The 25,531-nt window shown below is 51.2% G+C and carries 27 protein-coding genes; 5 read left to right on the top strand and 22 right to left on the bottom strand.

Translation table 11 applies throughout. The features are described 5' to 3' along the window. Positions 1-121: 121 nt before the first annotated feature. From ABJ225_RS17810 to ABJ225_RS17780, 7 genes are all read right to left on the bottom strand, one after another. Complete coding sequence (locus ABJ225_RS17810; RefSeq protein ID WP_290032731.1) at positions 122-1,228, bottom strand: Glu/Leu/Phe/Val dehydrogenase dimerization domain-containing protein; 1,107 nt, start codon at positions 1,226-1,228, stop codon at positions 122-124. Positions 1,229-1,306: 78 nt separating this feature from the next. Beyond that, a complete protein-coding gene (locus ABJ225_RS17805; RefSeq protein ID WP_056532755.1) occupies positions 1,307-1,702 on the bottom strand; it encodes a thioesterase family protein in 396 nt (131 codons plus the stop codon). Between the two features lie 624 nt (positions 1,703-2,326). Then, complete coding sequence (locus tag ABJ225_RS17800; protein ID WP_079514695.1) at positions 2,327-3,109, bottom strand: SDR family oxidoreductase; 783 nt, start codon at positions 3,107-3,109, stop codon at positions 2,327-2,329. Positions 3,110-3,254: 145 nt separating this feature from the next. Beyond that, a complete protein-coding gene (locus ABJ225_RS17795) occupies positions 3,255-4,049 on the bottom strand; it encodes an ABC transporter ATP-binding protein (RefSeq protein ID WP_048005724.1) in 795 nt (264 codons plus the stop codon). Continuing rightward, on the bottom strand, positions 4,033-5,052 hold the full coding sequence (locus ABJ225_RS17790) for an ABC transporter permease (protein WP_347321246.1): 1,020 nt from the start codon (positions 5,050-5,052) through the stop codon (positions 4,033-4,035). The genes ABJ225_RS17795 and ABJ225_RS17790 overlap by 17 nt, the downstream gene beginning before the upstream one ends. A gap of 18 nt (positions 5,053-5,070) precedes the next feature. Further along, a complete protein-coding gene (locus ABJ225_RS17785; protein ID WP_238284371.1) occupies positions 5,071-6,042 on the bottom strand; it encodes an ABC transporter substrate-binding protein in 972 nt (323 codons plus the stop codon). A gap of 289 nt (positions 6,043-6,331) precedes the next feature. Then, entirely contained in the window at positions 6,332-7,288 is a 957-nt protein-coding gene (locus tag ABJ225_RS17780; RefSeq protein WP_347321245.1) for an NAD(P)H-dependent flavin oxidoreductase, read from the bottom strand. A gap of 152 nt (positions 7,289-7,440) precedes the next feature. Between ABJ225_RS17780 and ABJ225_RS17775 the strand changes: the two genes are divergently transcribed. Together ABJ225_RS17775 and ABJ225_RS17770 are read left to right on the top strand one after the other, a co-directional pair. After that, the gene (locus ABJ225_RS17775) at positions 7,441-7,764 is read left to right on the top strand and encodes a PadR family transcriptional regulator (RefSeq protein ID WP_056532739.1); all 324 of its coding nucleotides are present in this window, start codon (positions 7,441-7,443) and stop codon (positions 7,762-7,764) included. 5 nt (positions 7,765-7,769) lie between these two features. After that, entirely contained in the window at positions 7,770-8,444 is a 675-nt protein-coding gene (locus ABJ225_RS17770; RefSeq protein ID WP_347321244.1) for a DUF1129 family protein, read from the top strand. Here the strand turns inward: ABJ225_RS17770 and paaX are convergent. Then, a complete protein-coding gene (gene paaX, locus ABJ225_RS17765) occupies positions 8,441-9,316 on the bottom strand; it encodes a phenylacetic acid degradation operon negative regulatory protein PaaX (protein WP_056532732.1) in 876 nt (291 codons plus the stop codon). The two genes, ABJ225_RS17770 and paaX, sit on opposite strands and share 4 nt — an antisense overlap. 172 nt (positions 9,317-9,488) lie before the next feature. On the opposite strand from paaX, the gene ABJ225_RS17760 reads away from it, so the two are divergent. After that, the gene (locus ABJ225_RS17760; RefSeq protein WP_347321243.1) at positions 9,489-10,166 is read left to right on the top strand and encodes a hypothetical protein; all 678 of its coding nucleotides are present in this window, start codon (positions 9,489-9,491) and stop codon (positions 10,164-10,166) included. Between the two features lie 23 nt (positions 10,167-10,189). Here ABJ225_RS17760 and ABJ225_RS17755 read toward each other — a convergent pair whose 3' ends face one another. From ABJ225_RS17755 to ABJ225_RS17695, 13 genes are all read right to left on the bottom strand, one after another. After that, positions 10,190-11,395, bottom strand: coding sequence for an acetyl-CoA C-acyltransferase (locus ABJ225_RS17755; RefSeq protein WP_347321242.1), 1,206 nt, complete (start codon positions 11,393-11,395; stop codon positions 10,190-10,192). Further along, positions 11,392-12,267 carry a 3-hydroxyacyl-CoA dehydrogenase gene (locus ABJ225_RS17750; protein WP_347321303.1) on the bottom strand — a complete coding sequence of 292 codons (876 nt, stop codon included), beginning with the start codon at positions 12,265-12,267 and terminating at the stop codon, positions 11,392-11,394. The genes ABJ225_RS17755 and ABJ225_RS17750 overlap by 4 nt, the downstream gene beginning before the upstream one ends. Positions 12,268-12,328: 61 nt before the next feature. Then, the gene (locus tag ABJ225_RS17745; RefSeq protein WP_347321241.1) at positions 12,329-13,846 is read right to left on the bottom strand and encodes an aldehyde dehydrogenase family protein; all 1,518 of its coding nucleotides are present in this window, start codon (positions 13,844-13,846) and stop codon (positions 12,329-12,331) included. A gap of 19 nt (positions 13,847-13,865) precedes the next feature. Further along, on the bottom strand, positions 13,866-14,639 hold the full coding sequence (locus ABJ225_RS17740; RefSeq protein ID WP_347321240.1) for an enoyl-CoA hydratase-related protein: 774 nt from the start codon (positions 14,637-14,639) through the stop codon (positions 13,866-13,868). A gap of 3 nt (positions 14,640-14,642) precedes the next feature. Continuing rightward, on the bottom strand, positions 14,643-15,422 hold the full coding sequence (locus ABJ225_RS17735; RefSeq protein WP_347321239.1) for an enoyl-CoA hydratase/isomerase family protein: 780 nt from the start codon (positions 15,420-15,422) through the stop codon (positions 14,643-14,645). After that, positions 15,409-15,723, bottom strand: coding sequence for an EthD family reductase (locus ABJ225_RS17730; RefSeq protein WP_347321238.1), 315 nt, complete (start codon positions 15,721-15,723; stop codon positions 15,409-15,411). Before ABJ225_RS17730 ends, ABJ225_RS17735 begins: the two co-directional genes overlap by 14 nt. A 21-nt stretch (positions 15,724-15,744) precedes the next feature. Then, positions 15,745-16,224, bottom strand: a complete 480-nt coding sequence (paaD, locus tag ABJ225_RS17725) for a 1,2-phenylacetyl-CoA epoxidase subunit PaaD (protein WP_148985968.1) — start codon at positions 16,222-16,224, stop codon at positions 15,745-15,747. 12 nt (positions 16,225-16,236) lie between these two features. Beyond that, positions 16,237-17,055 (bottom strand): 1,2-phenylacetyl-CoA epoxidase subunit PaaC, encoded by an 819-nt coding sequence (gene paaC, locus ABJ225_RS17720; RefSeq protein ID WP_347321237.1) that lies wholly within the window; start codon positions 17,053-17,055, stop codon positions 16,237-16,239. Next, entirely contained in the window at positions 17,052-17,405 is a 354-nt protein-coding gene (gene paaB, locus ABJ225_RS17715; protein WP_056532702.1) for a 1,2-phenylacetyl-CoA epoxidase subunit PaaB, read from the bottom strand. Before paaB ends, paaC begins: the two co-directional genes overlap by 4 nt. A 13-nt stretch (positions 17,406-17,418) precedes the next feature. Then, positions 17,419-18,357 carry a 1,2-phenylacetyl-CoA epoxidase subunit PaaA gene (paaA, locus tag ABJ225_RS17710; protein WP_347321236.1) on the bottom strand — a complete coding sequence of 313 codons (939 nt, stop codon included), beginning with the start codon at positions 18,355-18,357 and terminating at the stop codon, positions 17,419-17,421. 36 nt (positions 18,358-18,393) lie between these two features. Beyond that, the gene (locus ABJ225_RS17705; RefSeq protein WP_347321235.1) at positions 18,394-19,722 is read right to left on the bottom strand and encodes a phenylacetate--CoA ligase family protein; all 1,329 of its coding nucleotides are present in this window, start codon (positions 19,720-19,722) and stop codon (positions 18,394-18,396) included. 183 nt (positions 19,723-19,905) lie between these two features. Then, a complete protein-coding gene (locus ABJ225_RS17700; protein ID WP_079514673.1) occupies positions 19,906-21,510 on the bottom strand; it encodes an MDR family MFS transporter in 1,605 nt (534 codons plus the stop codon). Beyond that, the gene (locus tag ABJ225_RS17695; RefSeq protein WP_347321234.1) at positions 21,476-21,964 is read right to left on the bottom strand and encodes a MarR family winged helix-turn-helix transcriptional regulator; all 489 of its coding nucleotides are present in this window, start codon (positions 21,962-21,964) and stop codon (positions 21,476-21,478) included. The genes ABJ225_RS17700 and ABJ225_RS17695 overlap by 35 nt, the downstream gene beginning before the upstream one ends. Positions 21,965-22,187: 223 nt before the next feature. On the opposite strand from ABJ225_RS17695, the gene ABJ225_RS17690 reads away from it, so the two are divergent. Together ABJ225_RS17690 and ABJ225_RS17685 are read left to right on the top strand one after the other, a co-directional pair. Continuing rightward, a complete protein-coding gene (locus tag ABJ225_RS17690; protein WP_347321233.1) occupies positions 22,188-23,030 on the top strand; it encodes a YitT family protein in 843 nt (280 codons plus the stop codon). A 968-nt stretch (positions 23,031-23,998) separates the two neighbouring features. Further along, positions 23,999-24,535: an MEDS domain-containing protein gene (locus ABJ225_RS17685; protein WP_347321232.1), complete on the top strand. Its 537-nt coding sequence runs from the start codon at positions 23,999-24,001 to the stop codon at positions 24,533-24,535. Positions 24,536-24,597: 62 nt separating this feature from the next. Here the strand turns inward: ABJ225_RS17685 and rbsB are convergent, their stop codons facing one another. Beyond that, entirely contained in the window at positions 24,598-25,521 is a 924-nt protein-coding gene (rbsB, locus tag ABJ225_RS17680; RefSeq protein WP_056532686.1) for a ribose ABC transporter substrate-binding protein RbsB, read from the bottom strand. Positions 25,522-25,531 lie beyond the last annotated feature (10 nt).

The following is a 25,531-nucleotide window of genomic DNA, read 5'->3' as shown; positions in this document are numbered from 1 at the left end:
CTAGCTCCAGCGGCTTGGGGCTCGAGGTCATAAGTCATAATCGTCAAAAGGGCCAAGACCATGCCCTTCCGCCGATTCTGCCTTATGCTTGTCGCCCCAGGGCGAGCCGCCTACGCTTTTCTTACTTCCTTACACTCCATTTTGGGCGTTTGGTGTGGGTGAAGAAGCTGTTTCGTTTGGTTCTGGTTTGGATACGGTTTTCGCAGAAGCGGTCTGCTGCCTGGACGGTGGTGATGTGTTCGTTTTCTGATTGGGTGTAGATATTGAGGAGGCTGTTATAGATGGCTCCCGTTTTCTGGAGGACGCGTTCTTTGTTAGGTTCATAGAGTTCATCTGCTACCTGGATCAGCCCCCCTGCGTTGACGATGTAGTCAGGTGCGTACAGAATTCCTTTCTGGTGAAGGGACATCCCGTGTCTGTGATCAAGGAGCTGATTATTGGCAGAACCGGCTACGGCTTTCACCTTTAACCGTCCGATGGTCTCGTCGTTCAGGATCCCGCCTATGGCACAAGGGATGAACACATCGGCATCCGCTGAGTAGATTTCGTCTCCGCTGACGACCTTCACTGCCGTTCCGAGGGCTTTTGCTTTCAACTGCAGTTTTTCCACAGAGTGATGACTGATATCGGTCACAATCAGATTGGCTCCTTCTTCAAGGAGACGTTCCGCGACCTTGAATCCGACTTTCCCCAGCCCCTGGACCGCATAGCGCTTCCCGTGAAGATCCCTTGATCCCCAGATGGTTTCGTTGGTGGCTTCAAGTCCATAGATGACGCCCATGGCTGTCGGAATCGAAGAGTCGCCGCTTCCACCATATACTTCGTCGACCCCTACGATGCAGTTGGTTTCCTTCAAGGCGTGGACAAAATCATCCGGTGACGTGCCCATATCCGTGCCTGTGTAGAATCTGCCCTGAAGGGATTCGACGAATTGCCCGAATGCCCTGAATAGCTCCGGATGTTTATCTTTGGTCGGATCACCGATGATAACCGCTTTTCCCCCACCAAAATCCACGTCTGCTGCCGCGCATTTATATGTCATCCCCCTCGACAATCTGAGTACGTCGTTCAATGCCGCGTCCACTGAGGCATACGGCATCATCCTGCACCCGCCGAGAGCAGGTCCGAGAGTGGTATTATGTATGGCGATAATTGCTTTCAAACCGGTCTCTTCATCGTTGCAGAACAGGACCTGTTCATGATTCTTGATCTGATCGAACATGTCCATCCCCCTGACCTCCGTCTCTTTTGTAAACGTTTTCATTTTATCAGATAGGCTTGCCATACGAGTTCCCCCTTATCGTCTTCAATCTGTCCCGATACGTTCAGCGATTGTTTGTTTCGGAAGGACAACCTGCCTCACTTCTCCTTCTCCTACAATGGAGTCCGTTTCCTCCCGGCGGATCATGATTTTAGTCCAGATACCTTTTGCGTTCATTCGGGTCACGGTGGCCTTAATGCTCAAACGGGTTCCCGTCCGCGCTGGTGCACGGTGCACTACTTTTACTTCGGCCCCCATCCCTTCTTCCTTTTCTTCCAGGAAAGGAAGGATGATTTGACGGGATGCCCATTCCATGTGATAGACCATTTGGACGGTGGAATAGACCGGGTGAACCACTTCCCCTTCAAAGCTTGCGTGCATGTCGGGTGTGACATCGATGATGATTTCAAGCGTGTGCCCAACGGTCAATCCGGACTTCATCGCTTTCCTCCTTTAAACGATTGCATTATGGATATTAGTATAACGTTAATTCAACGATATAATAACATTTTGTTTTATAAATAGTCAATAAATTGTTAAAATTAAAAATTCTTTTGGTTCGTTGTGGAACAGGCAAAGCATTTGGATATTTTAATAGTGGTGGGATGAATGTATTCTCTTTTTATCTACTGTTCTTAAAGGGAATAAGATTGACCTTGGACAGGTATTCTTTATGTGACTAAATTGAACAGGAGACCGTTCCTTTCCACTTCAGGTGCCTGCTTTCCTGCGGGGAGCATGTCGAGCCTCCTCGTGCCTGCGGGGTCTCGATCATGCTCCTTTTCCGCTGGAGTCAGGCTCCTTCCGCTTCAATCCACTCTGGGATTCTAATGAGTAGGAATTGCTTTTTTGATGGAGCATATTTTATTGGATATTCAGCCTTAGGTAACATCTGCGTGTTTGAAAAACTCATGGAATACTAATACTGCAATCAACCAATTTAAAGAACCCCATCAGGTATATTTCTCTATCCACTTCCTGCTGATTCTTCTTTAAACATAAAAAAACAAGAATGTGGGCTTGGCCATCATTCTTGTTTTTTACTGCTAGTATTCTATTTGTTGATCAGTATTTATAGGATTGTCCGCCGTCGATCGGGATGACGGCTCCGTTGATGAAGTCTGCTTGGGAGGATAGCAGGAAGGCTACGAGGTATCCGACTTCTTCGGGTTTTCCGAAGCGTTTCATTGGGTTGACGCTGACGAATTCCTTGCCTGCCGCTTCCCAGTCATCGCCTCCGATTTGGCGGAGGGAGCCTTCGACCATCGGTGTCATGATGGCACCTGGTGCGATGGCTTTGATGCTGATTCCGTACTGACCATATTCCACACCGGAATTGCGGGTCATTCCGACTACGCCGTGTTTGCTTGCCGCATAGCCGGATTGGTTGCCGACACCGCGGATTCCTCCGACAGATGCCGTATTGACGATGGAACCGTAGCCCTGCTCCCTCATGACTTTCAGTACATATTTCATGCCGTAAAAGACACCGTTCAAGTTGATGTTCACTACACGTTCAAATTCATCCGTACCGTATTCCTCTGTAAGATCCTGCTTCCCTTCGATTCCTGCGTTGTTGAAGAATCCGTCGATTTGACCGAAGTGTTCCACCGTTTCATCGACGTATTTCTTCACGGCGCTTTCGTCGGAGCAATCCGCTTCGATCAATAATACGTCCGCTTCACTGTAAGAAGAAAGAATGGATTGCTTTACTTTTTCCAAACCACCTTGGTTCAGGTCTACGAGTGATAGTTTTGCCCCTTCTGATGCAATTTGCATGGCCGCAGCATGTCCAAGTCCGGATGCAGCCCCAGTGATCAAGATTACTTTGCCTTCAAAACGTTTCATTTTGAAATCTCTCCTATTCTTGATGGTTTACCAGAACCGGGCAGGGATGAATTTCCTGTCCTTACTAGTAGATTACGCCTATTCCATTTGAAGGGCAAACAACTCGACTCGCACCAAAAAGCCGGCCTGTATAGGCCGGCTTTCGTTACGAGAGAAGGGCCCGGTCACTGGCAAGCTTGCTGCCGCGGATCCTTTGGAACTCGTGAAGGAGTCCTTCAACGGTCAAGCCCTTCTTCTCTTGTTCATTCACTTCAAGGATGATCTGTCCTTTATCCATCATGATCAGTCTGTTCCCTAAATCGATGGCCTGCTGCATATTATGGGTGACCATAAGGGTGGTCAGGGCGTATTGATCCACAATTTGCCGGGTCAGCTTCGTGATCAGATCAGCACGTGCCGGATCCAGGGCTGCCGTGTGCTCATCGAGGAGTAGGATCGACGGCTCCGTGAAGGTGGCCATGAGCAACGATAGCGCCTGACGCTCCCCCCCTGATAGCAACCCGACTTTAGCATTGAGCCGATTTTCTAGTCCTAGATGAAGACTCTCGAGTACTTCCTTGAAGTAGGCCTTCCTCTTCTTCGTGACTCCGAGCCTGAAGCCTCTTGTGCGATTCCGCGAGTATGCCATGGCAAGATTCTCTTCGATGGTCATCGAGGGGGCTGTGCCTGCCATCGGATCCTGGAAGACTCGTCCGATGAGCTTCGATCTCCGGTACTCCGACACTTTCGATACATCTTGATCCTGGATGTGGACGGTTCCAACATCCGGTATCATGACCCCAGAGACGATATTCATGAGCGTTGACTTTCCGGCCCCGTTGCTCCCGATCACCGTGACGAAATCGCCCGGTTCCAGGGAAAGCTGGATGTCATCAAGGGCGATTTTTTCATCCGGTGTTCCTTCGTTGAAGACCTTGTGGATCCTATTTAATCGTAACACTGCTGCCACCCTCTCCTTCCGAGACCGGAACGGCCTTCATCCTCTCGGCCATGCGCTTAGCCTTGCGTTTCCTGTCCTTATATCTCTCCATGACTTTCGGCATGACGAGTGCGAGGATGACGATCGTCGCTGTAATCAGCTTCATGTCCCCCGTTTCAAGGAAGTCTACGCGAAGGGCCATGGAGACAACCAGACGGTAGATGATGGCCCCGCCGATGACGGCAAGTGTCGTCCTTGCAATGGATTTGGTACCGAAAAGGGCTTCCCCGATGATGACGGATGCAAGACCGATGATGATCATCCCGATCCCCATCCCGACATCTGCGAAGCGGCTGTACTGGGCAATCAGTGCCCCGGACAGGGCCACAAGCGCATTGGAAATCCCGAGGCCAAGGATGATCATGAGGTTCGTATTGGCAGAGAAGCTCCGGATCATCCGCTGATTATCGCCGGTCGCCCTGAGGGCAAGACCGACTTCTGTCTTGAGGAACGCATCCGTCAAAAACTTGATCATCAGCGTCACGACCGTCATGAACAGGAGGACCGCCCACGTATCAGGGAGTGGCTCTCCCAATCCGACAGCATTCCAGATACCATTCAGTGCCCTGTCGATTCCAAGGGATCCAACCAGACCTGTGATCCCCGTAAAAGCCGTATCTTCATTCAATAGGGACACATTAGACGTGCCCATGATCCTCAGATTGATAGAGTAAAGAGCAATCATCATGAGGATTCCGGATAGGAGTGCATTGATTTTTCCGAATGTATGGAGAAGCCCTGTTATACATCCTGCGACGAAGCCGATCACCATGGCAGTGACCGTTGCAGCGACGGGATTCACTCCGCCCACGATCATCGTCGCTGCAACGGCTGCCCCCGTCACGAAGCTCCCGTCCACTGTCAGATCAGGGAAATCCAATATTCTGAAGGACAGGTAGACTCCGAGGGCCATGATGGCGTAAATGATCCCGGATTCAAAGGAGGCAAATATGGCCGTTGGCATCTTGAATCATCCTTTCTATCACTCTTCGTAGAATTCTCCGAGTTCACTCCAGGCATCCTTTACTTCGACACCCTGCTCTTCGGCTGCTTTCTTGTTGATCATAAGCTTGAAATCTTTCGGATACTCGACGCTGATCTCAGACGGTTTCTTCTCGCCCTTCAGGATCTTAACGGCCATGAGGCCCGTTTCATATCCAAGATCTTCATAGCTAAATCCGCTGGCGGCTACCGCACCTTTTTTCATGGAATCAAGTTCCCCGACGAAGAGCGGAATATCTTTATCATTGGCGACACCGATGACGGCATCAAGTGCTGAGACCACCGTATTGTCCGTCGGGACGTAGATGGCATCCACACGGCCTACAAGCGATTCAGTCGCCTGCTTCACTTCCGCTGAAGTGGATACAGACGCTTCCACGACCTTCGCTCCCTTTTCCTCAGCAAGCTTCTTCACTTCCTTGGCCTGCACGACGGAGTTCTGTTCACCAGAGTTGTAGATCACCCCGATTTTCTTCGCTTTCAGTTCATCTGTGATAAAAAAGATCGTCTTGGAGGTCGCTTCGGGATGGTTGTCCGATGTACCCGTGATATTCTCCCCCGGCTCCTCGAATGATTTCACCAGCTCAGCACCGACGGGATCCGTCACCGATGTAAACACAATGGGGATCTTCTTGGTCGCATTCAGAGCATGTTGCGCGCTCGGTGTTGAATTGGCGAAAATAAGGTCCACCCCGTCCCCGACGAGGTTTTTGGCGATGGTCTGGGAATTATTCGGATCACCCTGGGCATTCTGAACATCGTATTTCACGTTGTCACCCTCTTTGAATCCGTTCTCTTCCAGTGCTTTCTTAAACCCTTTGTAAGCTGCATCAAGTGACGGATGCTCGACGATCTGACTGACCCCGATTACATATTCCTTCTTTCCATCGCCATCGCTACCGCTTTTTTCTGATGAACCGCAACCCGATAAAATCATCATCCCGAGGAGCATGGACGATGCACCCAATAACCAACCTTTCTTTTTCACAGAAATCCCCCTTTGATCACAAGTTATATGATTAATAGTCTATAAGACTACCGAATCCTTTCTGTGATAAAAATGATACGCACCGTTAATACAACGTTATAGTATCACTGACGTCTCGAAATAGTCAATAATATTCGGAAAATTTAAAAATTACTCTCAGTATAGTTGTTTTGGCTCAGGATTTCCAGAAGATTTTAGCGGTTTAAACGAAAAAAGCAACGGGCGTCTTCCTCACCCACTGCTTTTCTAACTCTTATTCTACCTTCATAGTGCCTGAAAGAGCCCTCAGGACCGTTGAGGCGTCGTTCATCATCCCGTCCACCACTTCTTTGACGGTCGGTATATCCCCGATCAGACCGGCCACCTGTCCACCATTGATGAAACCCTCGTCGAGTTTTCCTTCGAGGGCGCCCTTGCGATGGTTGTCCTCAGAGGTCAGTTCCGAGTACTGTTCCAGAGTCATCCCCTGCTTTTCCAGATCCAATACTCTTTCAGCGTAGGGCGCCCTTAGAACGCGCCGTACCCTTCCCACGCTCCGCCCCACAATAAGCGTCCCGTGATCATTCGCGGCAAGAAGGGTTTCTTTATACCGCTCATGAAAGGGTGCTTCTTTGGTCGCGATGAACCGGGTTCCCATCTGGACGCCGCTTGCGCCCAGGGCGAGCATGGCTACAAGCCCGCGGCCGTCCGCAATTCCCCCGGCTGCCACGACGGGAATAGCCACTTCATCCACAAGCTGCGGGATGAGGGCCAGGGTCGTGGTCTCGAGATGGGAGTTGATGCCCGCCGCTTCATACCCTTCAGCCACAAGGACGTCTGCCCCTGCATCCGCCGCTTTTCTTGCTTGCTTACGGGAGGCCACCACGCATACCACTTTGATCCCGTGCTCGTGAAGGACAGGAATGAGCGGTGCCGGATTTCCTGCTGATAAGGAAACCACGGGTACCTCTTCCGTGATGGCGATCCCGATCATGCCTTTCAGGTCAGGCGTCATCGTAATCGGGATATTCAGGGTGAATGGCCGGTTCGTGAGCACCTTCAGATCCCGGACGATCTCCCCCACTTCCTTCACATCCATGGTCCCTGTCCCGATCGTCCCCAGGGCACCCGCTTCCGACACGGCCGCAGCCAGGCGGGCATTGCTGATGTTCCCCATGCCTCCCTGGATGATGGGGTGCTGGATCCCGAGGCATTCTGTGAGTCTATTCATAGCGATTCCTCCTCCACTCTATTCATGATTAAAAAAAGAGGTTTACAAAACCCCTTCCAGCATTTATGCTATTCATAGCTACTTTGCGTAACAAGGTAGCTGAACTTTTATCTCAGTATCTTGTTTTACAATATACCCAAAGGAGAATCGTCATGTCGATCCGAAGCCAACTGCTAAAAGGGATTCTTGATGGATGCATCCTGGCCGTCATTGAAAAGGAGCCCGTTTATGGCTATGAATTGTCCAGGAAACTTCAGGCATCCGGTCTGCAGGATGTAAGTGAAGGAACGATCTATCCCGTCCTTCTCCGCCTGCAGAAGAATAAATGGATCACAGGCGAAATGCGGCCGTCCGAGTCGGGTCCTAACCGGAAATATTATTCACTGACTGAGGACGGAAAAGCCGCGCTAGTAGAGATCACCCAAGAGTGGGAGCATCTATCCGTCCCGGTCAACCAACTATTGAAAAGGGGGTAACACCATTGATCGCAGCAAAAGAACTGATCGAATTAAATAACCAAAAGAGAGAAAAACTGACCGAAGAGAACGAAAAATATTATTCCGATATCTTATTGTACCTCCGACTCCAGCTCACCCTGTCTGATCAGCAAACTGAAGAGATCCTCATGGAGATCCTCGAACATCTCCTCGAAGGACAGGACGAAGGAAAGACAGCTACGATGATCTTCGGAGCTGATCCAAAAGCGTATGCAGACGAGCTTGTCGAACAGCTTCCTCCCGAGAGCAAACGGAGCGTAGCCGGGTTCATTTCCCTGATGGCCTTGAACCTGTTCGGTATTTTCCTGGCCATCCGCGGAGCAGGCCTACTGATCGCCTCTTTCTTCAAAGAAGTGGAAAATGATGTATTCATCGGCTCGGCAGCCATTATGGCGGTGATCTTACTCCTCACCATATTGACAGAGATCAAGATGTTCTTTTCCATCATCAAGCGTTCACTATTTCAAGAAAAAGATTCAGCCGGCAAGATGGCGCTAATCGGCGGATTGGGCGGTGGAGCCATCAGTTTACCATTCTTCCTTGCCTTGTTTTTCCTCCCAGACCTTGGCCCTTCTTTTTCTTTCAGCTGGTGGTCTTCCCTTATCGCGGGATTGGTCATGGTCGGCCTATATAAGTTGATTTCCAGAAACAGATTCTAATCCATCAGGAGCGGATGGTTCATCACGTCATAGGATGTATCTTTATTGGTGAGCTCGTTCCCATCTTCGAATACACTCTCGAAGAAGCGGGAGGCGGGCTCAGCAAGCTCCTTATAATACTCTCCGAATAGCGTAGCGGCATGACCTCCGAGCCATTTATCCGGTAGCAGCTCATCAGGAAGTCCCGGATCCACGAATAAGAACTTCCGGTATTCATGGACAAGCTTTGCCCGCCCTACGAAACACTCCGCATCACTCATTTGGCCCTTGGCAATCTTGCTTTTATCCATCATATACATGCGGCTGTACTCCGCGATGAAGCCCTCATATTTGGCATTGATTTCTTCCAGATCCCAGTTCTTTTCTACGAGCCTTCTGCTTTCACTCGGCCCTTTATGGTCTGCAATGAAGAAGTCGACATACTCTTCGATCTCGTATTTCCGGATCAGTTGCCGGACCTGCTTCTCCAGGTCATTGGGGGAAATCCACGTACTGGCGGACATCGTGCCGAATCCGCTCCAAACCAGTTCTTTCCTGAGTTCATCCCGAATACTCCGGATTTCTTCCGGAATGGAGTACATGAAGATCCTCCACTTCCCGTCCCACTCCTCAGGCTTGAGCTTGAAGATCCTGTTCGCAGCTTCTTCCATCCGGTCGACACCGCGCTCGGTCAATGTGTAATAACTTTTATTCCCTTGTTTCTCTGCCTGGACCCAGCCCTGCTTGTTCATTCGCGAAATGGCCGCCCTCACTGCCTGGTCATTGTGGCCGAACTCATTCAGAAGCCGGATCAGGCTCCCGATCCAGATTTTATTCCCGTAATGGCTGATATAATCCCCGTACAAGGTGAAGATCATTGATCTTGTATTCATGCAAGCCTCTCCTTTTACGCCCGATCTATGATGTACCGTTATCGCGTGACGTGTTCTTAACGTATAACTATTATAATATCATAATTGTCTGAAATAAGAAGCGTTTACATCACCTGTTTCAACAAGGTCCATTAAGGGAAGGGGTAAGAAAAATAGCAGAAAGGACTGTTGTATGGATACTCTCTTATTCTCTGCCTTTACCATCGCCTATATCGTCCTCTTCGTCATGTCAATCCGGATTCTCAGGAAACGGCACGCTCTCAGTATCGCGTTCCTCCTTCCCGTCATCGCTGGACTCATTTACGATAACGGCATCATCGCCTCGGGAAAATACATAGGGGAAGGATGGCTCCTGAAAGAGCTGAGCCTTGTGAGGTATTACATGCATTCCTTCTTCACACCGCTCCTGGTCCTGTTTGCCTGGAAGTCCCTTGAGCAGGGAGGAATCCGGCCAGCGCGGACGACGGCATTCCGCTCTTGTGCCTTCCTCCTGACCATCGGCCTGATCACTGTGGAACTCCTTACAGAGGTCGTCGGCCTGAAAGTGACAGCGGAATGGTCGTACTGCGTGCTGTCGTACGGAAATGCCGATCCCTCTTCCGGCCCGCCTATCATGGTCCTCATCGTGGCCATCGTCCTTCTTGCGGCATCGATTGCCATCTGGAAGGTGCAGGGATGGATCTGGTTCTTCTTCGGTTCCCTGATCATGACGATCGGCAGTGCTGTCAGCATTCCTGTGGACAGCGGTGCCGTGACCAACCTGTTCGAACTTGCCTTGCTGGCCTCCCTTGTCGGTACGGCTGCCTATCAAGCCTCCTATACAAAACAACACATCGAACCCGCGGCATGATGGTCGCGGGTTTACCTGTGCCTTTATCCGTTCAGCCTTTCCACCACGGTCGCGATTCCCTGCCCGACCCCTATGCACATGGTGGCAAGGCCATATTGGACATCCCGTCTCTTCATCTCATGCAGGAGTGTCGTCAGGATTCTCGCGCCGCTCGCCCCGAGGGGATGTCCGTATGCAATCGCACCTCCATTGACATTCACGATCGCCTCGTCGAGTCCAAGCTCCCTGATACAGGCGAGGGACTGGGCGGCAAATGCTTCATTCAACTCCACCAGTCCGACTTGCTCCATGGTGAGATTGGCCCTAGACAATGCCTTTTTGGTGGCATGGATGGGTCCTATGCCCATGACGGACGGTTCGACGCCGGCGACAGCAGACGTCACATACCGGGCGAGAGGCGTCAATCCCAGCTCCTCCGCTTTGCCCCTGCTCATCAGGAGCAGGGCAGCAGCCCCATCGTTCACCCCTGAAGCATTGCCTGCCGTGACGGTCCCGCCCTTGAACAGCGGCTTTAATCCTGCAAGCTTTGCGAGATCGGTTTCCGGTCTCGGATGCTCATCTTGGGTAACGCGCATGGTCTCGTTCCGTTTGTGGAACACATCGATCGGCACCATCTCATCCGCCAAGCGTCCGTGTAGCTGCGCTTCTCTGGCCTTGATCTGGCTTACCAGGGCAAAACGATCCTGTTCTTCACGGGAGATATTGAATTTCTTCGCCACGTTCTCGGCTGTTTCCGGCATGGAATCGGTTCCGTACATTTCCTCCATCTTCGGGTTCACAAACCGCCACCCGATGGTCGTGTCAAACATCTCCATGTTCCCTCGGGGAAATTCGCTTTCCGGCTTTTTCATGACCAGGGGGGCACGGGTCATGCTCTCCGTTCCTCCCGCGATGAAGATCTCTCCCTCACCTGCCAGGATGGCACGGGCCGCATAATTCACCGCATCGAGTCCGGACCCGCACAGGCGATTGATCGTGGTCCCCCCCACTTCAACGGGGAGCCCTGCCAACAGGGCCGACATCCTGGCTACATTCCGGTTGTCCTCTCCGGCTCCGTTTGCATTTCCAAATACCACTTCTTCAATGGATTCAGAGCGGACATCGGGATTTCGCGCAATCAGGGCCTTGATGACAGCTGCCCCGAGATCATCAGGTCTTACGCCTTTAAGGCTTCCTTTGTATCTCCCGATCGGTGTTCTGACGGCATCGACGATCACAACTTCCCTCATGTCGACTTCTCCTTTTCTTTCTCCACAGAGTACTCATACACGCCCCTTCCCGTCTTACGCCCCAGTCTTCCCGCCTTCACATACTGCTCCAACAGGGGGGCCGGACGGTATTTATCTCCGAGTTTTTCATGGAGGTACTTCAAGTTATTGAGGCGCGTGTCCAATCCGACCAGATCTCCGAGCTCAAACGGTCCCATGGGATAGTTCAACCCAAGTTTGATGGCTTTATCAATGTCTTCCGGTGTCCCAAGCCCCTCTTGGAGCATGAAGAATGCTTCATTCCCCACGAGAGCCGAGATCCTGCTTGTAACAAATCCGGGGAATTCATTGATGATGACCGTCTCTTTCCCCATGGAGCTTGCAACTTCGCGGACGGCCTCCACCGTTTCTTCATCCGTCTCCAAGCCCTTGATGATTTCGATCAGGGGCATTTTATGTACGGGATTAAAGAAGTGCATGGCGATGACCTTTTGGGGCCTTTTCGTGTATGAACCGATTTCCGTCGGACTCATCGTGGACGTGTTGGTGGCAAAATAACATGATTCAGGAGCATGGGCGTCAAGCACCTGGAATACGGAGCGCTTCAGCTCCCGGTCTTCGGGTACAGCCTCGATGACAAAATCAGCATCCGATACGGCAATCGACAGATTGGTAGAATAATGAAGGTTCCCTCTTGCTTCTTCGTATTGATCCGCCGTAAGCTTTTGGCGCTCTATCCCTTTTTGCAGGTATCCTGCAATCTCCCTTTCTGCATGGAGCAGCTGTTCTTCCTTAATATCCACAAGGGTGGTCCGATATCCACCTACTGCACTTACGTAGGCAATCCCTCTACCCATGACCCCTGAACCGACTACAACGAGATTCCGCATGATACCCTCTCCTCTCTTGAAATAAGGGGTTGACCTCCGGAAAGGACAACCCCTGTCTGTTTCATTACACACCGAATGGATTCAGTGGACGATTGCCGAAATAGGAAATGATGCTCTTCGTCTCGGTATACAGGTCCAGCGTCTCGACGCAAAGCTCCCGACCGAACCCGGATTGCTTGTATCCGCCGAACGGGGTGCCCGGAAACGCCGAGAATGGGCAGTTCACCATGACGATTCCGGCCTGGATCGCTTTGGCCACCCGTGTTGCACGACCATGATTCTCCGTCCAGATCGCAGATCCAAGACCATATTCGCTGTCATTAGCCATGCGGATCGCTTCTTTCTCATCCTTGAACGTCATCACAACCACGACTGGTCCGAAGATTTCTTCTTTTACGGCTTTCATGTCATGGCTGACATTGGTGATGATCGTCGGCTCATACCAGCTTCCCTTTTCAAAGCCGTCCACCTTTGCTTGTTTTCCTCCGGTCAGGATCGTTGCCCCATCTTCTTTCGCCGATGTCACATACTCATGGATCGTATCCACCTGCTTCTGGTCGATGACGGCCCCGATATGTGTTCCTTTGTCGTGAGGATCACCGAGGGTGAGCTTTTTCGTCTTCTCGACGAATTTCTCCATGAACGCTTCATAGATATCTTCATGTACATACAGTCTGGACCGGGCTTCACAGGATTGACCGGTATTATAGAAGATTCCGAAGAGAGACCCGTCGACCGCTGCATCCAGGTTGGCGTCCGGGAAGACGATATTCGGGGATTTCCCGCCGAGCTCCAGGGTGACGCGCTTCAATGTCTGTGACGCCCTTTCCATGATGTTCTTCCCTACAGGCGTCGAGCCTGTGAACGCAACTTTATCCACGTTCTTGTGCTCCACCAAATAATTCCCCACCGTTGAACCGGAGCCTGGAATGATGTTGATGACTCCTTCCGGTACGCCGGCTTCAATACAGATCTCACCCAGGACGATGGCGGTAAGAGGGGTCAGGGTCGCAGGCTTCACGATCACGGAGCATCCGGCGGCAAGGGCGGGTGCAATCTTCCATGCGGCCATCATCAATGGATAATTCCACGGAATGATCTGCGCGCAGACTCCGACCGGCTCCTTCTCTGCTACATTGGTGAATTGACCCGGGACCGGATTCACCGTGCCCCTGTGACCGACGATGGCGCCTGCATAGAACTCAAAGTCCTCGATCGCCTGCATGACCTGACCCTGTGCAGCCGACAGGGCCTTTCCGCTGTCCATGATTTCAAGCGCCACCAGCTCATTGAATCTTGACCGCATGATCCCTGCGATTTTATTAAGAGTACGTGAACGTTTATTGACAGGAGCCTTTTTCCATTTGCCGAAATCAAAGGCATTGCGGGCAGCCTGTACGGCTTTCTCTGCATCCTCGATGCCTGCAAGCGACACCGTGGCAAGTAGCTCCCCTGTAGCCGGATTATAGGTGGTGAAGGTTTCGCCGGATTCACTTTCCGTCCGTTGGCCCCCGATGATCAAGGAATAATGCTCCCTCTTCATTTCCAACACGTCAAACGTTTTCTCTTTCACTGTCGACATCTCTTCATCTCCTTTTGGATTATCGTCCTTGGAACACAGGTTTCTTCTTTGCCATAAATGCTTCGACACCTTCACGGTGATCCGCGGTCATGCCGGCCATCCGCTGGGCGTAGGCTTCTTTTTCCAAATACTCGTCAAATGTCCGCTTCGGTGCATCCTTCAATAACCGCTTCATTGAACCGATCGCCTTTGTCGGAAGGGAGGCGATCCGTCCTACGAATCTCGCAGTCTCCTCTTCCCATAATTCAGGCGGGATCACTTTGGTGGCAAGTCCGAGGTCTTCTGCCTCCCGAGGACTGACCTTTTCACCAAGTACAGCCAGTTCCATCGCCTTTGCATAGCCTATCAGATTGCTTAAGTAATAGAGATTGCCGGAATCCGGCACGAGCCCGACATGGATAAATGATTGGATGAAGCTTGCTTTCTCGGAGACCAGGCGGAAGTCGCAGGCGAGGGCGAGGCTGAAGCCGGCACCGGCGGCGACCCCGTTGACGGCGGCAATGATCGGCTTCGGACATTCCTCCATCGCTTTCACCATCGGGCCATATTGGTGACGGAGCACGTCACCGTGATCCATGCTCTCATCCACCTCACTGAGATCCTGACCGGAACAAAAAGCCCTGCCTTCCCCGGTGATGACGATTACCCTCACCCCATCATCCCGTTCTGCCGCCTTGATCGCCTTTTGGATCTCCCGGTTAAGCTGAAGAATGAAGGCATTGAGGCGGTCCGGCCGATTCAGGATGATCCAGGCTGCTGAGTCCTTCACTTCATAACGGATGGTTTCAAACATGGCTTACCTCCCCTTGAATTCGGCTGTCCGCTTCTCCACAAACGCCTTCATGCCTTCTTTTTGATCTTCAGAGGCAAACAACAGATAAAAGTTCTTCCGTTCTTGCTTCATCCCTTCCGACACCGTGGCATCCACCGCCGTGTGCACCGATTCCTTTATCAGACGCAGCGAAAGCGGAGGCTTGTCGGCCAGCTTTCGGGCAAATCGCTTCGTTTCTTCTATTAATAAAGACTGCGGGATCGTCCGGTTGACGATGCCCCACTGCAAGGCCTCTTCGGCTGAGAACGTATCGCCTGACAGCAGCCATTCCATTGCCCTGGTCTTCCCGAGTAGCTTCGTGAGCCGCTGGGTTCCCCCGGCACCTGGCATGACGCCGAGATTCACCTCGGGGAACCCGAAGCGGGCATCCTCGGCCGCAAACAACAGATCACAGCTGAGGGCAAGCTCAAATCCTCCGCCGAGGGCAAATCCATGCACAGCTCCGATAATGGGCTTTTTGATGAGGGTCATCCGGTCCCATGGTGCGAAGGGATCCATAAGCTCAAAATCTACGGGACCGGCATCTGCCATTTCCTTGATATCGGCCCCCGCGGCGAAAGCGCGGCCCTTCCCCATCAGGAGGATGACCTTCACGCTTCCGTCACGATCGAGCCGCTCGAACGCCCCGACCACTTCAGAGACCATCTGGCGATTCAAGGCGTTCAGCACATCGGGACGATTCAACTCAACGATCCCGATTGCATCCTCCACCCTCACCGTGATGAATTCATCACTCTGCCCCATCGGTCTCTTCCCCGATCATAAGGGTGACCAGGTCGCCTGCAAATCCCATGAGATCCTTACCCGATGCCTTTCCATCAGGCGATTTCATACCGGCTTTCATCGATTCATGGCTATCGTAGTACATCTCGCACATCAGATAATAGTCGCCCTCTCCACCCATGGGAGATCCCGTGATCTTCGTTACCACCATCTTCTTCAGACCAGGGATCTTTGCTGTGATCGGTCCGTGGGTATTAAAATAGTGCTCATCAAACGCTTCCTTATCCTCCGGGTGTTTATATAGTGCAATCAACTTGACCATATCCATCTCTCCTTTTCTTTTTTACATGGTTGTGGAAATCGGCTTCATCGCTTCAAATGGGTTCCGGCACTCCTTGCAGTACAGGATGCTCCTGCACGCTGTCGGTCCGAATAGATTTTCCATTGACGTGTAATGAGAATCACAATATGGACAATGGATCTCCCACTCTTCAAGACTCGTAAACTTCTCGGGAGGCGGGGCGATGCCGAATTCCTTCAGCTTCTCCCTTCCATTTGGCGTCAGCCGGTCCGAGGTCCAAGGCGGTGTATAGACGAAGCGCACTTCCACTTCTTCTATCCCCGGTTGCGCCATGCACGCCTTTTTGACATTTCCTTTGATGATATCCAGAGCCGGACATCCGGCAAAGGTGGGTAAGAGCTTGATGGTGCATCGCCCTCCCTTCATCTCGATTGAATGGACCATTCCGAGATCGACAATGGAGATGGAGTCGATTTCCGGGTCCTTGACCGTTTCAAGTATCTTCATGACCGTCTGTTCCATGCCTTCCCTCCTTCACCAGGTGGCGGATGCCTCCAGTCTGTACACTTCACTGAGCGTATGAAGGGCATCAGTCAGATCACTGGTATGTTCACCTTTACGCCCATCTCCCCTTAAGCTCCGGATGACCGGTGGATGCTGGACTCCCGTAAAATCGAATGGCTTCTTCAGTGCTTCGGTCCATCGGGATGCGAGAATAGCTTCCTCTTCAATAAGTCCGTATCTGGCCATGCTCTCCCCATCCGGTCCGAGGGCCAGGACCCCCAGAAAGTCGTCGCATACCCGCGAGACGGCGTCTTCCATCCGTTGTTTCGCCTCCCCCCCTGCATTCATAAGCTGTGTGAACCACGTCTGCCAGTGAAGAAGGTGATAGTACAGCTCCGTATTGATCTTGACGGCAGCCTCCGCAAGCGGGCCATAACTTGACTGCTTGAGGGAATCGATGCGAACCTTCTTCGCCACCGTGTAGAAATAATGTCTCACGACAGCAAATGCCCAATCGTAGCGGGGCTCGATCAGGTAATCACCCGGCCCATTCACTTCCTCAAGGATGATGGCATTCCTTCGCTCTTCCGGAGGACGCCCATGGGCAAGCTCGTCTTCGGTTCCTTCACCGAGGCTTGCCAACAGCTCGTAGATCATGGAAGCATGCCCCATCGTATCCTGATTGATCGAGGAGAAAGCCACATCCTCCTCAATGTGCGGAGCCAACCCCAGCCATTCGGACCCTCTGTAGGCAAGGATGAAATCATCATCTGCCAGCTGGTAGAGGAGAGAGGAGAGCGCCTGCTTATATCCTTCATCCGGGATCGTGTTCAACTCGTACTGATTCATTTCTTCTTCACCAACTCTCCCCAGGACATGATTTCTTTTTCATCGAGCATCTCCTGCTCGTATTGGCGCCACTTTTTCTTCAGGTAACCGTAGCCTTTCGCATTGCGGTAATCCTTATTATCGAGCCGCTGCAGCGTTCCCCTTTCATCGGGGGTCATCATGCGCACATCGGAGCGTTTGACCACCCAGATATCTGCGACCGGTTCGCGCCTCATGAAATTCTCTTGTGCCATGATCATGGCAAGCTCGTGGTTCGGAGCGAGAAGGCTGAATTGATGCTGCATGACCCCTCCATCCGCACGCTTGCTGAAGACTTCGAATTCCTGATAAAACTGCTTATCCCCTGACATCTTCTCACTCCCTTCAGCTCAGTGCTTCCCGGACCCAGGCATTGTTTTCATAGGATAACTCCCTGAGGCGCAGGCGCTCCCTTGACTTTGGACCGTTGTTTTTGATGATCTGTTTGAACTCCTGCCAGTCAGGCTGCCTGTATGTCCATTCCCCCGTCGCTTCATCGAACGCCATCGACGGGTCCGGTAACGTAAGACCGAGCGACAGGATCCTCGGGACATATTTAGTGAAGAAATCCTGCCTGAGCTGTTCATTTGTCTTCGTCCTGATCTTGTACTTAATCGTGATGTCCTGCTTGGACGACCCCGTCGTCTTGACATCACCGGGACCGAAGAACATGAGCAGTGAATCCCACCAGCGGTCGACGGCATCCTGTACCATCGCACGCTGATTCGGTGTACCCTCTGCAAGGGCCATGATAATGGCCTCGCCGTGCTGCGCATGGAAAACTTCCTCTGCACAAATCCGCTTGAGCGCCCTTGCGTACGGCCCATAGGAGGCATTCAACATATTGGTCTGGGTAATGATTGCGGCCCCGTCCACCAGCCATCCGATCAGCCCAGCATCCCCCCATGTCGGTGCTTCCATGTGAAAGACATTATGGAATTTCAGGTCGCCGGAGAAGAGATCGCGCATGATCCCCTCCCTTGTTTTCCCGTACGGTTTCATCAAATCCTCGGCTACTCGCAGAAGGAGCTGGCCGTGTCCCATCTCATCCTGTACCTTCGCCATGATGCCCAGCTTCCTGCGCAGGGTAGGTGCTTTCGGGACCCATTCCTTTTCCGGCAGGGCCCCCATGATTTCACTGATCCCGTGCATGGAAATCAGCTTGATCAGTGCGTTCCGATAGTCATCAGGCATCCAATCATCCGCTTCGATCTTCCTGTCTGCCTCGATCTTTTCCAAAAATCCTGTCATGAGTTCCTCGTCTGTCCTTTCCTGACTGATCATGTTTTCCGCCTCCTTCTGGCAGCAACCGCTGCTCCTTTAGTGACTTATCAACCCTTCATTCCTCAAATCGACTACCCTGACGGCTTTCCCTTCCGATCGCGGAATTTCGTTCTTGCCTACAAGCGTGACGTCCATGGAGACGTAGCAACGATCCTTCATCATCTCCTTCACCTTTGAAGCAAGCAGGATTGTCTTCTCATGTGACAAGTCATGTGAAATCTCTTCAGAAAATGAATCGCTGATTTCGATCCTAAGCTCTACCGCATCCAAGGCTCCTTCCTTTCGCACATACACCTGATAATGAGGGGAAAGGTCCTCGACCTGCAGAAGGTAGTGCTCAATTTCCGAAGGGAACACATTGACGCCGCGGATGATCATCATGTCATCCACCCTTCCCTTCACTCTTGACATCCTCGTCGTCGTGCGGCCGCATCGGCACTGTTCCTTCGTAATGGAGGCAATGTCACCGGTCCGGTACCGGATGATCGGGGATGCTTCCTTCGTCAAACTCGTGAACACGAGCTCACCGAATTCCCCTTCAGCAAGCGGCTCGAGTGTCACGGGATCAATGACCTCCACTAGGAAATGATCGTCTGCGATATGAAGACCATCCTGCGCTTCATGGCATTCCATGGCGACACCCGGTCCGACGACCTCGCTCAGTCCGTAGATATCGCACGCTTTGATCCCGAGCTTCTTCTCAAGCGTCATCCGCATCGTCTCTGACCATGGCTCAGCCCCGAATATCCCATACTCCAAGGAAAGTCCTGCTGGATCCTTCCCTTGAGACTCCATTGTTTCGGCAATGGTCAGGATATAGGAAGGCGTCCCGCAGATGATGGATGGATGGAAATCCTCCAGAAGGGTGATTTGTCTTACTGCGTTGCCACCGGAAACAGGGACCGTCGTCATCCCCAAACGTTCACTTCCATAATGAAGTCCAAGTCCTCCCGTGAACAAACCGTACCCGTAGGCATTGTGAAGGATACTTCCGGGTTTCCCGCCGCCTGCCGCGATGGCCCTTGCGACGATGTCACTCCACATCTCAAGGTCCCGCTTGGTATACCCTACAACCGTGGGTTTCCCGCTCGTTCCAGACGAAGCATGGATCCTGACCATGCTCTCCTTCGGTACGGCAAACATACCGAAAGGGTACTGAGAGCGGAGGTCGGCTTTATTTGTAAGCGGTAACATTTTGATGTCTGACAAAGAATGCAGATCGGCAGGATGGACCTGATGCTCATCAAACTTCTTCCGGTAAAGGGGTACATGTTCATAGACCGCGGCAAGCGTTTGTTTCAGCCTGTTCCACTGCAGGGTTTCCATTGTTTCACGGTCCACCGTTTCCACTTCATGCAGGATCACCCGCACCGCCACCTTCCCACTATTTTTTTATATAACGTTAAAATACCGATTCATCAAAATTATGTTATATGTAACTATTCAAAACATACCGCCTTCCCCCTCCCATGTCAATATATTTTCTGAAAATTAAATCTTATAGAAAAAAAAAAACCTGACTCCATGAAGGAATCAGGTGAGAAGGGCTTATTCCGTATAGGCGGGATCCATCGATGCTTCTTTTTGCTCATTTTCAATTTCATGGTCCCGTTTGATCCTGCCACTACCTACTGATAATGCGACGAATACGCCGACACTGATGAAGATCAGACCTGTCAGGAAAACGGTCGTGAACGCATCCGACCATGCCATTTCAACAGCTGAAATAACAGCTTTCCCGATTTCTTGAGGCAGTTGAAGAACATCAGGGGTCACAAGGACTCCGAACAAGCTGTCTGTCTTATCACTCAGTGCCTTGAGGACTTGTGCAACTGCCGGATTTGATTCGCTAGCTGCAACATCCTTCATATTTCCTTGAAGAGATTGATTCATTACCGCGTTCAATACGGTGATACCGATCGTTCCTCCGATCGAACGGAAGAAAGTCGAAGCCGATGTGACAGCCCCCAAACGGGACTTTGGAAATTCATTCTGGATGGCAATCATCAAGGTCGGCATCACAAGTCCCATCCCGAAGCCCATCACCACCATATAGAGATAAGCGGTGAATTCCTTGGATTCGGGTCCCATCGTGCTCATGAGCAGGAAGCCTAGAACCGTGATGAGCATCCCGGTCGTCAGGACTGTACGGAACTTCAGCTTCAACAGTAGCCTACCCCCGATGATGCTTGCGACGATCAAGGCGATCATCATCGGCGTCATGGTTGATCCCGCCTGGGTAGGTGTCACACCCAAGATCCCCTGCATGAACATCGGGACAAACATGATGGCTCCGAACATGCCTAGTCCGAGAAGGAACCCAAGGGCGTTCGTTGTGGCAAAGACGCGATTCTTGAATAAACTCAGATCCAAAATCGGCTCCTTCGCCTTCTTCTCGACTAAGCCGAATACGACTAAGAAAAGAAGGGCTCCACCGAATAGGAGGATGCTCGTTCCGGACGTCCAGGCGAATTTGTCACCGCCGAAGTTCAGGACAAGCAGTAGCATCACGAGTCCCGGCACCAATGTGATGATACCAAGATAGTCAATGCTGACTTTCTCTATTTTACGACCAAGGTTTTCATTCTTCAGCCCGATATAAAGAAGGATGGCCGAAAGGAACCCAAACGGTACATTGATCAGGAAGATCCAGTGCCAGCTGATGCTGTCAACGATAACACCACCAATGAAGGGGCCGATCACAGAGCTGAGGCCGAATAACGCACCGAATACTCCCTGCCACTTCGCGCGCTGTTCAGCGGAGAAAATATCTCCGATGATCGTCTGGGATAGTGGCATGATCATGCCTCCCCCGATTCCCTGAAGGCCGCGATAAAATACAAGCTGTTCCATAGTACTAGCTGTAGCACACAAGCCTGATCCTATAATAAAGATAATGACACCAATTAAATATAGCAGCCTTCTTCCATATAAATCCGACAGCTTCCCGACAATGGGTGTGACGACCGTGGATGTGATCAAGTAGGCGGTCGTGACCCAGGCAAAGATGGAAAATCCATTCAGTTCCGCAATGATGGTCGGCATCGCCGTTCCCACAACGGTCTGCTCAAGGGCACTGAAGAACATCCCGATGATCAGACCGGTCAAGACCAGGCGCCTATTGATTCCTGTTTGTTGTTCTGACACGTTCATTCTCTCCTTTTGTATGTTCTATAATGGCAGCGAGCTTTTCATATGTCATCACCAGCTGCTCGATATCCGCTTCTTCCAAATAGGATAAGTACCTGGTAAAAATCTCTTTCCGAATAACCTTCGCTTTCTCAAAGATTGCCCTTCCTTCCTTCGTACTATCCAACTTGACGATCCTGCGATCATCCTCATCCCTCTCCCTCCGTACCAGGCCCCCCTTGATCAGCCGATCGACCATCACCGTGATCGCACTCGGTTTCACCTCAAGCTTATCGGCCAACCCGGTCGGTTTCGCACCACCTTCTTGGCAGAGGAGATACAAGATGTAGAATTGCGGTCCCGTAAGATGAAGTTCTTTGAATGACTGTGCCATATCCTGCTGTATTTGCCTGTTGGTTATATAAAATGCTTTAAAAAGCCTTTCAATATAGCCAGGCGGGACATCATTCTGTTTCATGGCCTGCCCCCTTTCTTACACACTATAATATTTAACCTGTTTAAATATTAATGTCGTGATCAATAAATGTCAATACAGATCCTAAAGGAAATATAGTCTGAAAAAACCCACTATATAAACTTTTATAAGTAAATGCTTACATCGCTTTTCTCCGTTTACTTCACTCCTCAGGCTCTTTATAATCGGGATGGAACCTTTTTAGGAAAGGAGCTTGCTCCACCATATGAAATTATTTAAAACCTATCTTATTATCGGCATAGGCGCCTTCCTCATGGCCCTGAATATACATTTTTTCCTGACGCCAAATAACCTTGCCCTTGGAGGCACGAGCGGAGCGGCGATCGTACTAGCGGAAATCATCAACCTCCCTGTGGGAGTCTTGATGCTCGCCTTGGATGCCTCTCTCTTCCTCCTCGGCCTGATTTTGATTGGTCCTGCATTCGGGATCAGATCCGTGATCGCCACCCTAATCCTTAATGGGTTTGTCTGGGGAATGGAATCATTCTTCCCTGTCTACCAGCCGATCAGTCCCGATGTCCTTGTACAGGTTGTGATCGGAACCTTGCTCGGTGCCGTGGGCGTCGCCATGATCTTCTATCAGGAAGCATCTGCCGGAGGAACAGGGGTATTGGCCCAGGTACTTCACAGGTACATCAATGTTGAACTCGGCACCGCCGTCCTTTTGTCCGATGTACTCATCGTCCTTGCCTCCGCTTTCTTGTTCGGACTGCAGACCGGGTTGTACGCATTCTTCGGATTGATCCTGAAAGGACTGCTGGTCGATAAAAGCATCCAGTTCTTCAATGAGCGGAAAGAAGTGGTCATCATCAGCGAAAAGAGTGAAGACATCCGTGGGTTCATCATTCACGAACTCCATAAAGGGGCCACTGTCCATTCTGCCAGAGGCGGTTTTTCGGAAGATGATAAGGAAGTCATCACCACCATCCTGGAGCGCAAGGACTTTTCCAAACTCAAGACCTACATCCAGGCAACCGATAAAGAAGCATTCATCACCGTCCATTCCATGCATGAAATTTGGGGACGGAATTTCCGATCCTTTGCATGATGCGTTTAAAAAGGCTGACCCACACTGGTTTACAGTGGTGGATCAGCCTTTTTTGTATGGAGAATTAATCTTGGAAGAGTGATGAATGTGACAGGGATCGTTCCTTTACGCTGCAGGCGCTTGCTTTCCTGCGGGGAGGGTGTCGAGCCTCCTCGTGCCTGCGGGGTCTCGCCACTCCTCCTTTTCCGCTGGAGTCAAGCGCCTTCCGCTTCAATCCACTCTGTGATTTTTCACTTGTCTCTAAAGATGGTTCGCTCATGGCACCTCTTCGGAATTATCCCATAACTATTCATAGTAATGTTTCGCAAAAGATTACTTCATAAAAAGAAAGATTTCCGAAACCACTTCATCTATCAAGCTATCCCCTTCAAATAACAGGGTAGCGACGAATTGGCACAATCATTCCTATCTCGGCAGTTCACACCCTCTTCACCGCATAGTACAGTGCAGCGGAGGGTGGCCGACTCCTACGGGTATAGCGCGCAGAGTGAGACCCCGCAAGAATGAGGAGTCTCATCGCAAGCCCCGCGGAAAGCGGCCATCCGAAGCGGAACGGAACGAACCATTTCCACTGCTATCCCCCTCCAAATAAGAGAATGGGAACCAAAATTCCACGATCATCATCCTTGAGATAAGGCAGAGCATACCTCTTTCCCGCTCCACTTTTCACCGCATAGTGCAGTGCAGCGGAGGATGGCCGACTCCTGCGGAAAAGGCGGGCGGATGAGACCCCGCAGGCACGAGGAGGCTCATCGCTCGACCCGCGGAAAGCGGCCATCCGCAGCGGAACGGAACGAACCACTACAACCCTTTTCCAACTATCTAGTAAACCGGATTAGTTTAAACTAAACTTATTTTCAATTATTTCCACAAACCTATTTTTCCAAATATATTTTGTGTTACACTTAACTAAACGGGCCGCCACAACATTGACGGAATACGTCTCACTAACCAAATGGGGTGCAAAATTGAAGCAAATCGAAGTACAAGAGGTCTCGGACCTCCGCAGCCTTACCAAAGGGCACGTCGCATACTTCTTCACCGATCAAGAACAATACGTTTCCAACGTTGTGGACTATGTAATCGCCGGACTTCGTCAAAACGAATGCACCATCATCGTCGAAAGCGACCGGATGGCTCCTATGATCGTTCTTAAATTAGCTCAAAAACTAACAGCACCTGAACTCGACCAGGTCAGGTTTCTCAATAATTACGAATTCTACTATGCACACGGAGACTTTCGGATCAACTCCATCCCGGATCTTCTTCCCACCCTGTTCAAGGGCGAATTCGACCCCGAAATGTGCTATAGAACCTGGGCACATATCGAATGGAGGGACGAAAGCGAAGTGAGCAAGCTCCTCCACTCAGAAGAACAGGCGGATGTCATCGTCACAGAAGAGAATCTCCTTTCTGTGTGCGCCTATGATTCCAGACGCGTCAGTAGGGATTTTAGGGACCGCCTCCTTGCCAGCCATAGTATCCATCTTCATGATAAGGCCTGATGTATACACATCAGACAAAAATATGCCCCTACGGGATGACCGTCGGGGCATTTTCTGTTCATTCACTCTTTGTCTTTTGTGACTAATTTCAAAGGAACGGGAATCATTTTGTCAACCTTTTTCCCATTCAACACATCGGCTCCTGCCTGCACGGCGAGCTTGCCGATCTCTTCCGGCTGTTGAGCGACGGTAGCTGACAGGTTCCCTTCTTCAATGCTCTTCAGGGCATCTTCATTTCCGTCGAATCCAACGACGAGTACATCCCGTCCTGAGCTCTGGATCGCCTGTTGGGCACCGAGGGCCATTTCATCATTATGGGCGAAGACCGCCTTGATATCCGGATTACCCTGTAGGATGTTTTCCATCGTATTGAGTCCTTGGGTCCGGTCGAAGTTGGCCGTTTGCTTCGCGGTTACGTCAAGCTTGTCGTCAGCGAGGTTATGGAAGCCTGCTCCCCGTTCACGGGTAGCGGATGCTCCAGGTACCCCTTCGAGTTCGGCCACTTTTGTCCCTTCACCCAATTCTTTGATTAGATAGTCGGCGGCCATTTCCCCGCCCTTTTCATTATCAGAGCTGACGAGGGTCGCCACGTCGCCTTTATCTGCTGAACGGTCAAGGGTGACGACTGGAATTCCGATGCTGTTGGCAGACTGTACGGCTGTAGAGATGGCCGATGAATCTGTCGGGTTAATGAGAAGAAGATCGACGCCTTGTTGGATCAAATCTTCCACGTCATTGATCTGCTTCGCCGCATCATTCTGGGCATCGACGACGATGACTTTCATGCCCTGCGCCTTTGCTTCTTTCTGCACCCCTTCTTTAATGGAGACGAAGAACGGGTTATTCAGGGTCGAGACGGAGAGACCGATCTTCAGATCTTTCGGATCCTTCTTCCCGCTGGGCTTCGCCCATTCAGGGGGCTGAAGGGAGCAAGCTGCCAAGAATACGAGGGAGATACTCATCATAAGTACAATCAGTTTTTTCATGTGGAACCTC

Origin of the sequence: Rossellomorea sp. RS05 (genome assembly GCF_039822645.1) — a bacterium.
GTDB classification, from domain to species: domain Bacteria; phylum Bacillota; class Bacilli; order Bacillales; family Bacillaceae_B; genus Rossellomorea; species Rossellomorea marisflavi_B.
Note: the sequence above shows the minus strand (reverse complement) of the source record. Positions and strands in the feature narration are given on the sequence as shown.